This is a genomic window from Aquimarina sp. TRL1 (assembly GCF_013365535.1).
In the GTDB taxonomy this organism is placed as follows: Bacteria; Bacteroidota; Bacteroidia; order Flavobacteriales; family Flavobacteriaceae; genus Aquimarina; species Aquimarina hainanensis.
In genome coordinates, this window is record NZ_CP053590.1 from 4,870,895 (window position 1) to 4,885,363 (window position 14,469).

Annotated in this window: 14 protein-coding genes; 5 read left to right on the forward strand and 9 right to left on the reverse strand. The window is 34.1% G+C overall.

All coding sequences use genetic code 11. The annotated features are described in order from the left end of the window. Window positions 1–11: 11 nt before the first annotated feature. Complete coding sequence (locus tag HN014_RS20090; RefSeq protein WP_176030622.1) at window positions 12–1,142, reverse strand: VWA domain-containing protein; 1,131 nt, start codon at window positions 1,140–1,142, stop codon at window positions 12–14. Between the two features lie 379 nt (window positions 1,143–1,521). Between HN014_RS20090 and HN014_RS20095 the strand changes: the two genes are divergently transcribed. After that, the gene (locus HN014_RS20095) at window positions 1,522–2,298 is read left to right on the forward strand and encodes a hypothetical protein (protein ID WP_176030623.1); all 777 of its coding nucleotides are present in this window, start codon (window positions 1,522–1,524) and stop codon (window positions 2,296–2,298) included. A 13-nt stretch (window positions 2,299–2,311) separates the two neighbouring features. Here HN014_RS20095 and HN014_RS20100 read toward each other — a convergent pair whose 3' ends face one another. Beyond that, on the reverse strand, window positions 2,312–2,875 hold the full coding sequence (locus HN014_RS20100; protein ID WP_176030624.1) for a GNAT family N-acetyltransferase: 564 nt from the start codon (window positions 2,873–2,875) through the stop codon (window positions 2,312–2,314). A gap of 15 nt (window positions 2,876–2,890) precedes the next feature. Further along, on the reverse strand, window positions 2,891–3,235 hold the full coding sequence (locus HN014_RS20105) for a helix-turn-helix domain-containing protein (RefSeq protein WP_176030625.1): 345 nt from the start codon (window positions 3,233–3,235) through the stop codon (window positions 2,891–2,893). A gap of 124 nt (window positions 3,236–3,359) precedes the next feature. Between HN014_RS20105 and HN014_RS20110 the strand changes: the two genes are divergently transcribed. After that, window positions 3,360–4,214 (forward strand): DNA alkylation repair protein, encoded by an 855-nt coding sequence (locus HN014_RS20110; RefSeq protein WP_176030626.1) that lies wholly within the window; start codon window positions 3,360–3,362, stop codon window positions 4,212–4,214. A gap of 4 nt (window positions 4,215–4,218) precedes the next feature. Here the strand turns inward: HN014_RS20110 and HN014_RS20115 are convergent, their stop codons facing one another. After that, window positions 4,219–4,917, reverse strand: a complete 699-nt coding sequence (locus HN014_RS20115) for a LytTR family DNA-binding domain-containing protein (RefSeq protein WP_176030627.1) — start codon at window positions 4,915–4,917, stop codon at window positions 4,219–4,221. A 3-nt stretch (window positions 4,918–4,920) separates the two neighbouring features. After that, window positions 4,921–6,600 (reverse strand): histidine kinase, encoded by a 1,680-nt coding sequence (locus HN014_RS20120; protein WP_176030628.1) that lies wholly within the window; start codon window positions 6,598–6,600, stop codon window positions 4,921–4,923. Window positions 6,601–6,749: 149 nt separating this feature from the next. On the opposite strand from HN014_RS20120, the gene HN014_RS20125 reads away from it, so the two are divergent. After that, window positions 6,750–9,137, forward strand: a complete 2,388-nt coding sequence (locus HN014_RS20125; RefSeq protein WP_176030629.1) for a TonB-dependent receptor — start codon at window positions 6,750–6,752, stop codon at window positions 9,135–9,137. Between the two features lie 64 nt (window positions 9,138–9,201). Here the strand turns inward: HN014_RS20125 and HN014_RS20130 are convergent, their stop codons facing one another. The 3 genes from HN014_RS20130 to HN014_RS20140 all read right to left on the reverse strand — a co-directional run bounded on the left by HN014_RS20130 (window position 9,202) and on the right by HN014_RS20140 (window position 11,704). Further along, entirely contained in the window at window positions 9,202–10,662 is a 1,461-nt protein-coding gene (locus tag HN014_RS20130) for a S41 family peptidase (RefSeq protein WP_176030630.1), read from the reverse strand. Window positions 10,663–10,723: 61 nt separating this feature from the next. Beyond that, window positions 10,724–11,095, reverse strand: coding sequence for a VOC family protein (locus HN014_RS20135; RefSeq protein WP_176030631.1), 372 nt, complete (start codon window positions 11,093–11,095; stop codon window positions 10,724–10,726). A gap of 147 nt (window positions 11,096–11,242) precedes the next feature. Next, a complete protein-coding gene (locus HN014_RS20140; protein WP_176030632.1) occupies window positions 11,243–11,704 on the reverse strand; it encodes an Lrp/AsnC family transcriptional regulator in 462 nt (153 codons plus the stop codon). A 104-nt stretch (window positions 11,705–11,808) separates the two neighbouring features. On the opposite strand from HN014_RS20140, the gene HN014_RS20145 reads away from it, so the two are divergent. Both HN014_RS20145 and HN014_RS20150 read left to right on the forward strand, forming a co-directional pair. Further along, window positions 11,809–12,960 (forward strand): diaminopropionate ammonia-lyase, encoded by a 1,152-nt coding sequence (locus tag HN014_RS20145; protein ID WP_176030633.1) that lies wholly within the window; start codon window positions 11,809–11,811, stop codon window positions 12,958–12,960. A 29-nt stretch (window positions 12,961–12,989) separates the two neighbouring features. Further along, window positions 12,990–13,616 carry a LysE family translocator gene (locus tag HN014_RS20150; protein WP_176030634.1) on the forward strand — a complete coding sequence of 209 codons (627 nt, stop codon included), beginning with the start codon at window positions 12,990–12,992 and terminating at the stop codon, window positions 13,614–13,616. Window positions 13,617–13,620: 4 nt separating this feature from the next. On the opposite strand, the gene HN014_RS20155 is transcribed toward HN014_RS20150, so the two are convergent. Beyond that, window positions 13,621–14,325, reverse strand: a complete 705-nt coding sequence (locus tag HN014_RS20155) for a hypothetical protein (protein WP_176030635.1) — start codon at window positions 14,323–14,325, stop codon at window positions 13,621–13,623. Window positions 14,326–14,469 lie beyond the last annotated feature (144 nt).

Sequence of the window (14,469 nt, forward strand, 5' to 3'; positions counted from 1 at the left end):
CGATTTCTTTTTCAGCTTTTTATTCTTTTTTTTCTATTGGATTCATAATCTTCGAAGATCATCTCCCCCAGTCCTTTTAATCCGGTATAAAAGGCTTTTCCTTGATTAGCATAAGTAAATTCCCGGACAAACTGCATAAGATAAGGGTCTTTAGCGATCATAAAGGTAGTAATCGGTATATGTAATTTTCTGGCTTGCTGTGCCATCATATAACACTTGCTTACAATATGCCTATCCAATCCATTACTGTTTTTATAATATTCTCCATTAGGCAGTTTTAAGCAACTGGGCTTTCCATCGGTAACCATAAAGATCTGTTTATTGGTATTTCTCTTACGCCTTAATATATCCATTGCTAATTGCAACCCTGCTACTGTATTGGTATGATAGGGACCTACTTGCAAATATGGCAAGTCTTTAATAGCAATCGGCCAAGCATCGTTTCCGAATACTAATATATCCAAGGTATCCTTGGGATATCGGGTAGTTATCAATTCGGCTAGTGCCATTGCTACTTTCTTAGCCGGAGTGATTCTGTCTTCTCCGTATAAAATCATACTATGACTAATATCAATCATCAACACCGTACTCATCTGTGCCTGAAAACGGGTCTCTTCCACCACCAGATCATTTTCTGTTAGATGTAGCTCTCCTATCCCGTGATTGATTTGTGCATTTTTTAAACTCTCCGTCATAGAAATATGCTCCAAAGCATCCCCATATTGATAGCTTCTAAACTCTCCTGCTTGCTCATCACCAGTCCCGATATACTGGGTACGGTGATTACCCCGTCCACTTCGTTTTAATTTCCCGAAAATCTGATCCAATGCACGCTTTCGTATGGCTTGTTCTGTTTTAGCAGTAATGGATAGTTTTCCTTTCCCGTCCGGTTGCAGCTCTTCTCTCAGATATCCTTTTTTCTTTAGGTCTTCTATAAAATCATCCAAAGTATATGACGCATCGGTTAGCTGGTATTCTTTATCTAATTCCCGTAACCAATCCAGTGCCTCATCAAAATCCCCTGAGGTATGAGTAATCACTTCCTGAAAGATTTCAAACAGCTTCTCAAAAGGAGATTGTTCCGGAGCCTGATAAGGTGTAAAGTGAAACCCATTTATAAATTTGTTTTTTTTCTTTTTCATATCGCTAATTCTTTTACTGGTATCCCATCAGTAATTGATGAGTTTACTATCAAAATTAATAGCCCTATAAATGTAAGATTTTTTTATTTTGTTATAACAATACACCTCTTCTGTACAAGCACACGAGGTATGCTATAGGAAATGAGAGTTAATTCAAAACTAAATGAATAGCATTTATATCTGGATGAACGTATAAACCTATTCTCTAAATAATAATTATAGTGTTACTGTTTAGATAGATTATTTGCTGTTAGTATGGTAATCAATTTCTTTTGTTTATTTTTTTATATTTATACAAAAAGGGAATCTTAGTGATTGAAAAAATCAGTATCCAAACGATACTGATTCTTTCTTATATCGCTATAACATTAATCAACTCATGATTTTATTTTTTGGTACGCATTCCATCCGCATAAAAACATATACACATAGAGATATTGGAGTGGATGATTCATATAGTCATCTGACATTTCAATTGTATCAGACATTCTTCTTTATCTTTTTTATTCCGGTATTTCCTACATATCGATATTGGAAAGCAATACATACCTCAACTCGAGAAGAGGTAGGTGCTGATGCTGAAATTTATGCTCACTTAGATGCTATAGAAGCAAAAAAGAAAGAACCTCTATGGACATACTTGGGTACTTTTGTAATTCTTACTCCCTTCCTTCTTATTGTCGGTTTTTTACTATGGTTATTCATTGCCAATCTCTCCTCCGAACTAAAAAACTCCGTCGAAAAAGGAATTCAGACCATAGAAAAAAGAAAAGAACACAATCAGGCTAACTCAGCAACTATTGAGAAAATTAAACATACTCAGAAAGGGGATATCTACCATATCAAAATGATCGAAATGATCCCTCATGCTGATGTAAATGGGAAAAACAGTGGATTCACAAAAGGAGAACGAGAAGAACTGGAGTATCTTGTATCCAAAGTATCAGAAAATACCATCGAATTAACCTTTGTTAAATCTCGCGGAACACTTACTGCGGATCTCCTGCTGAAAAAAATGGTATCGCTTTCTAAAGATGACTTGATTCAAATCTCTAAAACATATAAAACGGTCCCTTTATATACCCTGACAGCTATGAAGAATAAAAGTTCAGAAGCTGTTTTTGCTATAGAAAAAATCATACAAAAACAGCCATAATTTGGGGTTCTGGTTATCTGATCAGATCGTTTTCTAACAGAGAATAAATCTCGCTATCCAGGTATTCGCCATTATAATAATAATGTTCTCTAAAATAGGCTTCTTTTTGAAACCCAATTCCTTTTAATACTTTTCTGGAATTATTATTGTCTGGGTTAATATTTGCTTCAATACTATGTAGCTTTAGTTTGGTAAACCCAAAATGCAGAATTGTTTTCATCGCTTCTTTCATGTATCCTTTCCCCCAAAAATCAGGATGCAAAGAATATCCGATTTCTGCCCTCGAATTTCGCCTGTTTACTTTCCAAAAAGAAAAATCCCCTATAAATTGATCTGTGTTTTTTTCTATCAGTACCCAAAAAAGTCCTTCTTTTTTTTGATATGTTTTCAAATTAAGAGTTACAAATTTTTCAGTGTCTGCTATTGTATGATGCAAAACAGTATCCATATACTGCATTGCTTTGACGTTGGATCGAATTGAATATATTTCCGAAGCATCGGTCATAACCAGGGACCTCAGGGTTAATCGTGTTGTTTCCAAAACCGGAAAGTCTTCAAAATATTGTTCATTAATCATTTGGTGTCTTCTATATTAATTTTCTAACTCCTGATAAGCAGGTAGTAACTTTCCCCATTCATTTAATTTCCATAAAACGGTGACCAACTCCTTCCCTATTTCCGTTAAGGTATACTCTACTCTGGGAGGTAACTCATGAAAGGATGTTTTCTTTAAAAGCCCATCATTAACCATTTCGCTGAGTTGCTGATTGAGCACTCTTCTATCAACTTTTTCGATTCCTCTAAGAAATTCACTGGGGCGTTTTTTTCCTTCATGAATCTGCCAGATAATAGGTATTTTCCATTTTCCGCTGATCGTATGCACAGCTGTTTCTAATGGACAGTTTTTATTTTTCTCTGAATTCCCCTCTTTTTTCATAAGATTGACTTTTTTATCCCATAGGGACTTCCTTATGCGGTATTGCTATTTCTATCATTCTTATATAGCTTTGTTCTATCAATTATTTGATAATCGAGCTATACCTCCAAAAATATACAACATTATGCACGATGATTCTTCTCATTCTTTAAAAAAAACACTCCCGGATGCCATCCGAAACAGAAAAGGTCCCAGAAAAAAAGAAGATATCCCTAAGAAAGTGCTGGAACTATTGAATAAGGGAATCATAGCATCTGTAAACCTAACCGAATGGCTCGCTGTAAATCACATCGAGCTAATTACTTCTAATTTCCCTAGTTTGGGAATACCGCAACAGGTACTCAATACTTGCCTACAAAAGCTGGAAGCATTAAAAAAGCCTTCTACAATGAATACAATACGTACTATCGGAGAGGCAATATATACTTATACTGAAGCTACTAATGAGACAGATTACTTTATTGATAAGTTATCCAATCATCCTTCGGATAGCATTCGCTGTTATACCCCATATATTATCGCTTTATATTCCACACTGCGTTTTGAAGAGAAGCTGGATCTCGCCAGACCTCTTATCAAAGATCCACATTTTGGAGTTAGAGAAGTCGTATGGATGGCATTACGTCCCGAGTTAATACTTCATATCGATATAGCAATTCCTTTCTTAAGTCATTGGGCAAAGGATCAACATGAGTATATCAGGCGGTTTACAACTGAAATTACGCGTCCCCGAGGTGTTTGGTGTACTCATATTACAACTCTTAAAGAACACCCTGAACAAGGACTTCCTATTCTCTCTCTATTAAAATCTGACACTTCTATTTATGTCCAAGACAGTGTAGGAAACTGGTTAAATGATGCGAGTAAATCTGCTCCTGATTTTGTACTTCAATTATGCAACGAGTGGAACCAAACATCTCCTACTAAAGAAACAAAAAGAATCATAAAAAAAGCTTTACGAACGCTTCAAAAGAAATAATTAGCTATACCCATTTTGCCTTTATTTCTTTGTACCTGGTTCTTCCTATGGGTAATAAGGTTCCATCTTTAAGTTCAGCTTCGTACTTACTTCCTGGTTTTACCAAAATTTCTTTTACCTCCGCAATCTTTACCAAATATGACTTATGAATTCTTTCAAAAGTCTCTGGTAACAATTGTTCGAGTTTTTCCAGGGATTTATCATGTAATTCTTTTCTGCCGTTTTTCAAAAAAATCTCAGTATATGTACCTGCCCCTTTTATAAACACAACCTCTTCGACAGGAATTAACTGAATACTCCCTCGCTTTTTTATCCCTAAAAACTTCATGTGTCCATTACTGGCTTTTTCTTTGGTCAATACTCTCTCAAATGCCTGCTCTAACCGATGTTGATTAAATGGTTTGGGAATAAAATCCAATACTCCATATTCGAATGCCTCTATTGCTCGATCTTTATAAGCAGAGATAATAACCGTATGGAACGATTCTGAAATCGCAGTACCTAATATATCGAAACCATTATCTCCATTGAGATTCAGGTCTAATAAAACTAAATCCAGCGGATATTGTTTTATGTACTCCAGAGCTTCCTGTAACTCATCTACACGATGTAATGAATAAGAAGTGTTCTTAAAAAAATCTTTAGTCATCCGCTCGATTCTTTTAGCAATTCGGGTTTCATCTTCTACTATAAGAATATTCATTATTTATCGGTTTATACAAATTTTATTTTTCCATCCCTCGGATACTGCTTCTGAAGAGAAATGCCAATTAGTGCCGTAACTTTCTTTTAATCGCGCTTTTATATAACGGATCCCCGTTCCCTCTTTTATTTTTTTTAATGGATTTCTCACTTTGGCTATGGTAAGAAAAGTATAGCAGATATGTGTGTTGTGTTCTTCATATAACAACTTAAATCCAATTCGATTATCTGCTAAAGGAGTACAATGTGTAACTCCATTTTCTAACAATGTATGTAATATGGCTGGAGGAATTTCTTCCTCTTCCTGAATCCCTTCTTCTTCCCAGGTATAAGTGATTTCTTTTCTATATTCCATCACCTCCAGGTGTGTTTTGCACAATGCAATCTCTTGATGAATCGGAATAAGTGTTTTATTTTCTATTTGATTCAGTAAATCAAACTCAGCTGCCAGAGCTTCAATAAACTCTACTCCTTTTTTAGGAGATTCTTCTACCCAATCCATCAAAGAGGTAAGACTGTTCATAATAAAATGAGGTTGGATATTTTTTTTGAGCAATGCCAACCGAAGTCTGGTAGATTGCAACAGTGATTTTTCATAAGCGACTCGTTGATCTTTCGTTTTTACAGACAAAATATAAAACATCCCTAAAACAATAACCCCAAAACCTGCAAAAAGACTGGTATCATAATGGGTTATTGAATTAATCAACCAACATAGCAACAATGCCAGTAGTACAATAAAACTTCCTTTTTGTTTTCTATATATTCCGAATAGTACAATCCCCAGCGAAAAAACCCACATACATATTCCTAGTTGATAGGCTGTATAGTCATAACTGGTATGATCTACCCAGAATACGATAAGCAACACTACCAGGTAGGCTATAAAAATGTTTTTTTGTTTGGGATATGGAAACTGTAAGGTAAAATACAAGGGAACTAATATAGCAATAAAGAAAGTTAGAAACCCTATAATCTCTAATCGAATATGATGCTGGCTATAATGTATGGGAATATAGGTTCTGATAAACTCCATTATAATCAATGCAAAAAACAGGAAACAGCTACCTCCAAAAATCAACACAGGATATTCTTTTTTGTTTCCCAGGTAAAGAAAGAAAAAATATAAGGCTGCTAATAAAAAAGCTCCGGCAAAAATGTGCATAAAAGCAGTATTAATCAAAGGAAACTTAACCAGGTATTCAAAATCGTGAAGCCATATCTTAAAACCATAAGCATGCTTAGGATAGTACAATAAACTTTTTCGGATAGCCAATACATGCTTCCCTTCGGTTGTAAGTTCTTTAGGGATGGCAAAAATCGCCCACATTCTGCCTGATGGTTCTGATACAGCCTCTTTCCCTGGATTCCCATTTCTACCAACTAGCTGTCCGTCCCAATACACCTCATACTCTCCAAAACTATTAAACTGCATCCCATAAGTAGTCAAAGGAGCAGGTGCCTTCTTAATATCGATTACTGTTCTTGCCCAAAAAATTTCTCCTCCTTCTATATTGATCTCTTTCTTCCATAATCGATCATCAAAATGAGTAGCAGCCCACTCTTCCTGATCTCCAATCATATATCGTGTTTCTCCTCTTTCATGGATATTATCGATCGTACATGACATGTTTAGGAAAAGTCCCATCAAAAGGAAAAAGATTCTGAACAAATTTGCCTTCATAGCATATGATTTTTTGATATGATAAAATTAAGGCAAAAAAACAGGAAGTATGAGCAGTTCATAAATCTATAGAGCAGTTGACATAATAATCCTTGTGAAACATATCATTGGCTACGATTTTTATCCTGTCAAATCAAAAAACAACAGATATGAATCGAATCATTATGTTCTTGTTATTCTTATGGGGATTTCAAGCAACCTTAGCTGCACAACAAGTCAAAACCGGAGAAATTAGTGGAACGGTAATTGAACAGGCAACAGGAACTCCTCTTCCATTTGCCTCAGTCGTTATAAAAAATCAACAACAGAAAATAATAGAGGGGGTGATTACGAATGAACAGGGTATTTATATCATTCCTGATATTCCTATCGGAACCTATTTTATGGAAGTTTCTTATAATGGGTTTACAACGTATACAGCAACCGTCGAACTTCCAAAACATCAGAAATTCCCTGTTATTGCTTTGGTACAGAATACCACCCAATTAGATGAGGTGGTAATTACCGGAGAAACTTCTGAGGTATCCTTAAAATTAGATAAGAAAGTATTTACTGTCGGAAAGGATGTTTTATCTCAAAGTGGTTCTGTAACGGATGTATTGGATAATGTCCCTTCTGTTACAGTAGATCCTGGTGGAGCTATTAATCTAAGGGGAAATGCCAATGTTACAATCCTGATTAACGGGCGTCGTTCTGGACTTACGTCTTCTCAGGCTTTAGAACAAATTCCTTCTGACAATGTTGCCAGAATAGAAGTTATTACAGCTCCTTCTTCTAGATATGATGCATCAGGTACTGCCGGAATTATCAATATTATCCTGAAAAAGAACACAAAAAATGGATTTACAGGACAAGTCCGGCTTCGCGGAGGAATTCCTCAGGATTTTAGAATCTCAGGAAGTCTTAATTACAAAACTGATAAGATCAATTTTTTTAGTACTATCGGAGTGCGATCTACGGATTATATTGGAGTCTATTCCAGGTTTCAGCAAACTTCGGATGACAATGGTACAGTAACACTGAATCAGCGACAAGATGAGAATCGTCATGATGGAGGAAAACATCTATATCTTGGGTTTGATTATTTTATTAATCCAACCAATACGTTTACCACCGCTTTTCAAAGAAATCAAATCGAAGATACCGATGCGACTACTTTTATATATGACTATAGTAGTGATACAGCTGCAATCGTTGATAGTACCCTTGTATCAAAGGGAAATTCTAAAGAAAATAGATCTTATAACCAATTAGAAATGAATTACACCAAATCATTCAAAAAAGAAGGGCAAAAACTAACTGTAGATCTTCAGTATGATTTTTGGGATAGTACAAAAAAATGGAATGTTATCACCGAAAAAGAATTTCCAGATACTATAGACATCATTAATTTCAGAACAACTGACTCCGATAAAAATAATGATATTGTTATACAATCCGATTACATAACCCCCATAGGAGCTTCTTCTAAACTGGAAATAGGTGCTAAATTCGAGAACAGACATGTACGGGATGGATTTCTCGCAGAGGAATTCAAAGATGATACATATCAGCTAATTGACAATCTTGATAATTCTCTAACCTATGATGAGCGTATTACTGGAGGATATGTACAATATAGCACGACCTTGAAAGCTTTTCATATACTAACCGGATTACGAATAGAAGATACACATATCGGAATCAAGGATGATCTGGGGAATTTTAATGCAACAAATACGTATACCAACTTTTTCCCAAGTATTACCTTAGGTTATACGCTTAATGAACAAACACGTTTGGGGAGTAGTTATAGTAAACGAATTAACAGACCGCGTCTTTTTTCTTTAAACCCTTTTTCTACACTGGAAGATTTTAATACTCGTTTTTATGGAAACCCAACCCTACAACCTTCTTATACAGACATAATAGAAATATCTGCTGTTCGAAAGAGTGCAAAACTGACACTCTCTCCCAGTCTTTATTATTCACATACAACGGATAATACTTTTTGGTATACTTCACAAAACCCTTCTGGTATTTTTGAAACACGAATTATCAACCTGACTTCTGAAGATCGCTACGGGGCGGAACTGTCTCTGTCTTACTCACCCCTAAAATGGCTTTCTTTATCCGGGGATATGAATGCCTATCATTTTACAACCAAAGGTAGGATCAATGATCAAGACTTAACAGCTTCAAATATGACCTGGTACACCAATATCAGTAGTCGATTCAAAATTCCTGGACGTATTACATTACAAAGTAGATTTCATTACAGAGGTCGCATAGAAAATGCTCAATCTACAGTAAAACCTATGGCATATATCAATATGGGAGCAAGTAAAAAAATGTTTAAAAACCGAGCCGTACTACTTTTTAATGTGACAAATGTATTTGACAGCAGAAAGTATAAAGAAGAAACCAGAGGTACTGATTTCTTTGTCAATCAAATAGCTAGTCGTAATGCTGCCAGATGGTCACTGAGTTTCGTCTATAAGTTTAATGGAAATAGCGAATATAAAAACAGAAGGGCCAAACGAAGTAACAGAAACTAACTAAAACCCCCACCATCACCTTTTAATTTGTCATGGTGGGGTATTTGTTTTTCTTTGAATATCCTTATCTCCCTACAACATGCTTGGATACTTTCCCTTCCCTTACATCAGTTATCGCTTTGTTTATTTTTATTTCATCATCGGACATCGCATCGATAATACTCTTGAAAAATGCCTGTGTTTCTCTGGGATACTTTAAATCAATATGAGGAGGGATTCCCTTTCCTTCGTAATTATTCTCTTTGGTATCCAGATACACCTCATTAGACAATCCTATCTCCCATCCATTAGGCAGTATTTTATCTAATACATCCGAAAAAATTCCTTCTGTATTCGTTCCTATTCTCGTAACATGAGGCAAGTTTAGTGAACTTAATACCATAATTTCTGTAGCACTGGCAGATTGTCCCGAAGTTAATAAGTAAACCGGTTTTAGATATGCTTGCTCGGCAGCTTCTAGATAAATTTTATTCGGTTTAGTATATGCCTGTTTATGTTTTGCTTTTTTAGTAAAAACATGTTGTCGCTTCTGATTAAAACGTTTCATAATACTTAATGCGACTTCATCTTTTCCTCCTCCATTAAAACGAACATCCAATACTAATGCATCCGCAGTATTGAGATCTGAAAACACCTGATCTAATGTTTTGTTAATCCCTGCTACTTCTTTTTTTGTATGTGCTGCCGAAGACATTTCTTCAAAAGCTTCAAAATAGGCATTCCAATAGTCTTCTCCCTGTACACTGTCTAATTTTGGAAAATAAACATGTCCCATCATTAAGTTTATCTGTAGATAGCCTAATGAATCATTGAGCTTTCCCCATCTCATTACCCGGCTATTTCTGGTTAGTTCTTTGTCTTTCAGGTAATAATCTCCCACTAATTTTGCTGCCGAAAAATCACTGTATCTCGTTATTGATGTATCTACAGGCTGAGATGGCTCACGTAAACTATCTGCTTGATCTTCTATTTCCTCAGGTGCTTCGATATCTATATGTCCGTCATTAAACTGATCCAGCATCTCTTCCATAATCATAAATAATTCAGGAGCGGAAGTTTGTGTTGTTATCTTACTTTTAGTTTGTGTATATAGGCTGTCCCATTTGATATTTCTCATTTCAAAATACGCATAATGTTCTTTGAAAATACTAGCTAATACTTCGAAATTATAAAGTGCATCTTGTTTTTTGGTTTCATCCATGGCAACACACTGTTGAGGAAATTCATCTCTTCTTACAAACTGATATATATTAATCCCATCTTTGAGTTCCAATGTATCATCTTTGATTCGTAACTCATCTCCTAATCCCGTAATTTCCTCTTCCATAATCGGATAGCATGAAATCGCACTTGTTTCATAAAGGGTTATATGATCTTTTTTGATGTGGGCTAAGCGACCATATCCAATCGATTCCCATATACCATCTAATGATGCTTCCTGTTCTTTCTCTTTCTTCTTCTCTTGACAAGAAATAACAAATAGCAAAAGAAGGCACCCCATTATAACTGATAATTTATTGTTCATAGGTTATTAGTTTTATATACAATCTATTTTATGTTTGTGCATGTTTATTCTGATGTATTATTTATACGTGTTGATCGATGAGTATAGGATTTCCATCAGGGTCAATCAAGACTAAACTGGCAGGTCCGGTAGTATTTTCATCTGCTTTGGTTTCTGGTGATATCCCATAAGCAATTAAACGTTGCTGAATAGTTCTTACATCCTCAAAGTCCTGTAATGGAGTGGCATTTTCATCCCAACCAGGGTTAAATGTCAGGATATTTTTTTCGAACATTCCCTGAAACAACCCTACTAATGCTTTCTCATTTTTCATGATGAGATAGTGTTTTTCTATGGATCCAGCAAAAACTGAAAACCCTAATTTTTCATAAAACGTTTTGGAGACCTGAATATCTTTTACATTCAGACTTATTGAAAAAGCGCCTAATTTCATTGTGTTGTTTTTAGTTATTATTACTTTTTGTTTTTGATCTCTGGTATCTATTACATATAAAAATATACCATAAGATTGCTTCAGTGGTAAGATACTCAATAATAAAACAATAAAAACACGCTGAATTATAAACTAGTTATTACCTCTTTATAGAGTAATATCTAAACCTGTTTTTACCCGTTCTAATGTAACATAGGTTTCGAAACGTTTCACATTATTATTAGCAAAAAACAATTCACGAGTTAATCGTTCATAATCTCCCATGGTAGGAACGACTATAGTTAGTACAAAATCGCCTTTGCCTGTTACATAATAACATTGCTGTACTTCTGGACAGTTTTTAAACTTTTCTTTGGCTTCATCTACCAATTCTAAACGCTCGTGCTCCAAGGTGACAATCACAAATAATGTTACTGCTAGTCCTACTTTTAGAGGATCAATTACTGCAATATTCGATTGAATAACACCTGCTGCTGTCATTTTTTTTATTCTCCTCTGTACAGCAGCTGCAGATAAATGTACTTTTTCTCCTATTTCTTTCTGTATAGTTGTGTTATTCTTTTGTATAATTTTTAAAATTTCTATATCAAACGTATCCAGTGCTTCCATTTTTCATATTTACCACACAATATGCAATAAAATTTCATTTTACCTGCAATAATAGAAGAAAAAATACCATTACAACGAATTAAATTTGCATCAAATACAAAAACATGAATAAAAAATCCATAAAAAAGGCTTCTTTCTATATCAATACACCAATGAATAGACGTACAAACACAGATAAAGAGATCACACTTGCTGCTCACGATGCATTCCGGTTTCATACAACTCTTCCTAATTATAAGGCAACCCCATTAATTCAATTACCTCTATTAGCTAAAAAATACAATATTGGAAATCTGTATATAAAAGACGAATCATATCGTTTTGATTTAACTGCTTTTAAAGTACTTGGAGCTTCTTATGCCATTCATATACTACTCGAAGAAAAACCATCGATTTCTACTTTTTGTACAGCTACAGATGGCAATCATGGACGGGCAGTAGCGTGGGCGGCTAAATTATTTGATAAAAAAGCCGTAGTCATTGTTCCCAGAGATACGACTCCCCTACGTATACATGCGATTGAGCAAGAAGGAGCTACCGTAATACAAGTGGATGGAACATATGATTATGCATGTCAATTTGCAGCACATATCAGTATCGAAAACAATTGGGAATTAGTACAAGATATGGCATGGAAAGGATACGAAACAATTCCTGCTCATATCATGGCTGGATATACGACTCTTTTTCGTGAAATAACCGCCGAATTAGCTTCTCTCTCTTCTTCCATAGATATCGTTTTCTTACAGGCAGGTGTGGGTAGCTTTGCCGGAGCCGGAATTAATTATTACTTAGATATGTATGGAGAAAATCGCCCAAAAATTATTATTGTAGAACCTATAGAAGCTGATGCAATTCTCACTTCACTACAAAATGGAAAAATCAAAACCTCTAATGGTAATAGTGAAACTATTATGGCAGGACTCAATTGTGGTACGCCTTCATTAGGTGCCTGGAATCTATTAAAAAACGGGATCGATGCTTCTATATCTATTGAAGATTATTATACTGAAAAAGCTATAAGAGAGCTATATTACCCAACAGGATCGGACCCTAGGATTTATGCTGGAGAATCTGGTGCAGCAGGTCTTGCTGGTTTTATTGCTATAATGAATGATCCTAAGCTACGTCACCTACAAGAGATACTTACTATCACCTCTTCATCATCTATCCTTTTTATTAATACAGAAGGAATAACTGATTACAATTCATTCCAGCAAATAATTCGTAAAAATGATGGGGGTACACCTTTCTAATAAGAATATAATCATAAATAACATATATCATGGAAGCTATTCAAAACTTTAACTTATTTATAATCATGACCTTAATTTTCATGATTACTCCTGGAATTGATACTATATTTATACTAAATAAGTCCATCTCTAAGGGTAGAAAAGCCGGTTATTTTGCTACTTTCGGAATTAATATTGGGGCATTATTACATACGCTTCTAGCCAGCCTAGGTCTTTCTATACTTATTTCACAATCTGATGTTCTATTTCTTTTTATAAAATATGCTGGTGCATTATACCTATCTTATATAGGAATCAATAATCTCCTAGCAAAGAACAAACTACCTTTAAAAAAAAGTAAAAAAATAAACGCCAATGACAAACACTTTATTTCTGGAGTTATGACAAATCTATTAAACCCAAAAGTCGCTTTATTTTTTATGGCTTTTTTTCCTCAATTTATTACTAAAAATGAAATCGACTCTCCTATCACATTTATCATTTTAGGTGTAATTTATATATTAATTAGTACGCTTTGGTATTTACTTTTAACAATTATAGCAGCATGGATCTCTGTTAAATTACAACAGAACACATCGTTTTATAATTATTTAAATAAAATATCTGGTATTACATATATTATTATGGGACTAAAAATTGTTTTGATGAAGAAATAATATTTTATTCTACTCTATAAATTATTTTATGTTTTACTATCCATCGATCCATATTCATCTCAATCAAAAAACCAATAGTAATCAAACCATACAAAAAGGCATTAGAAATCAATAGTAATAATCCATAAAAAAAATGAACCTTATAATTTATAGTTTTATAAAAAAAAGTAAAAAATGGTCCCATTACAACACTAAACGTAATAATACCAAACCCTATAAAAACAGGAAGATAAACAGATGAAATACTTTTATCTATTCTCAAAATTTCATTCAAATAAATCCCGAAAGCAACAATTATATTGAGTACCCCCAAAAAGTATGGAATTGTATAAAAACTATCAAAAAATCCTTCTGAAAAAATAAAAAAAAAGCAATAGGAAATCGCATGAAGCAGCATCAAAGCTTTAACAATTAATCTATTGATATTATTTACAATATAACTTAGAAATACATAGGTATATAAAAGATCACTAAAAACGCAATAAATGTTATAAATCCATATGTTACCTTTTAATAATACGCTCTTTTTTAAAAGCATATATCTATCATCGAAAATTCCTAATTCTAATAAAAGAAAGGGAATATTTGATATAAAAACTTCCAAAAAAACTGTCACCCATAAAAAATAAACAAAATATATTATCCCTTTATTTACAACATGTTTTTTTATATAACAAGTTCCTATAATAGCAGCTAATAACTCTAACAAATAGATTGCAATACTGAAGTCCATAAATATATTATTGCCCTGTTGGTTTTAAGAGTATTGTATAAGCACTTCTATAAAAGTAATAAACCTTTCATAACTTTATAAAAATGGGTTATAAATATAAATAGAAAAACAATCTTATTT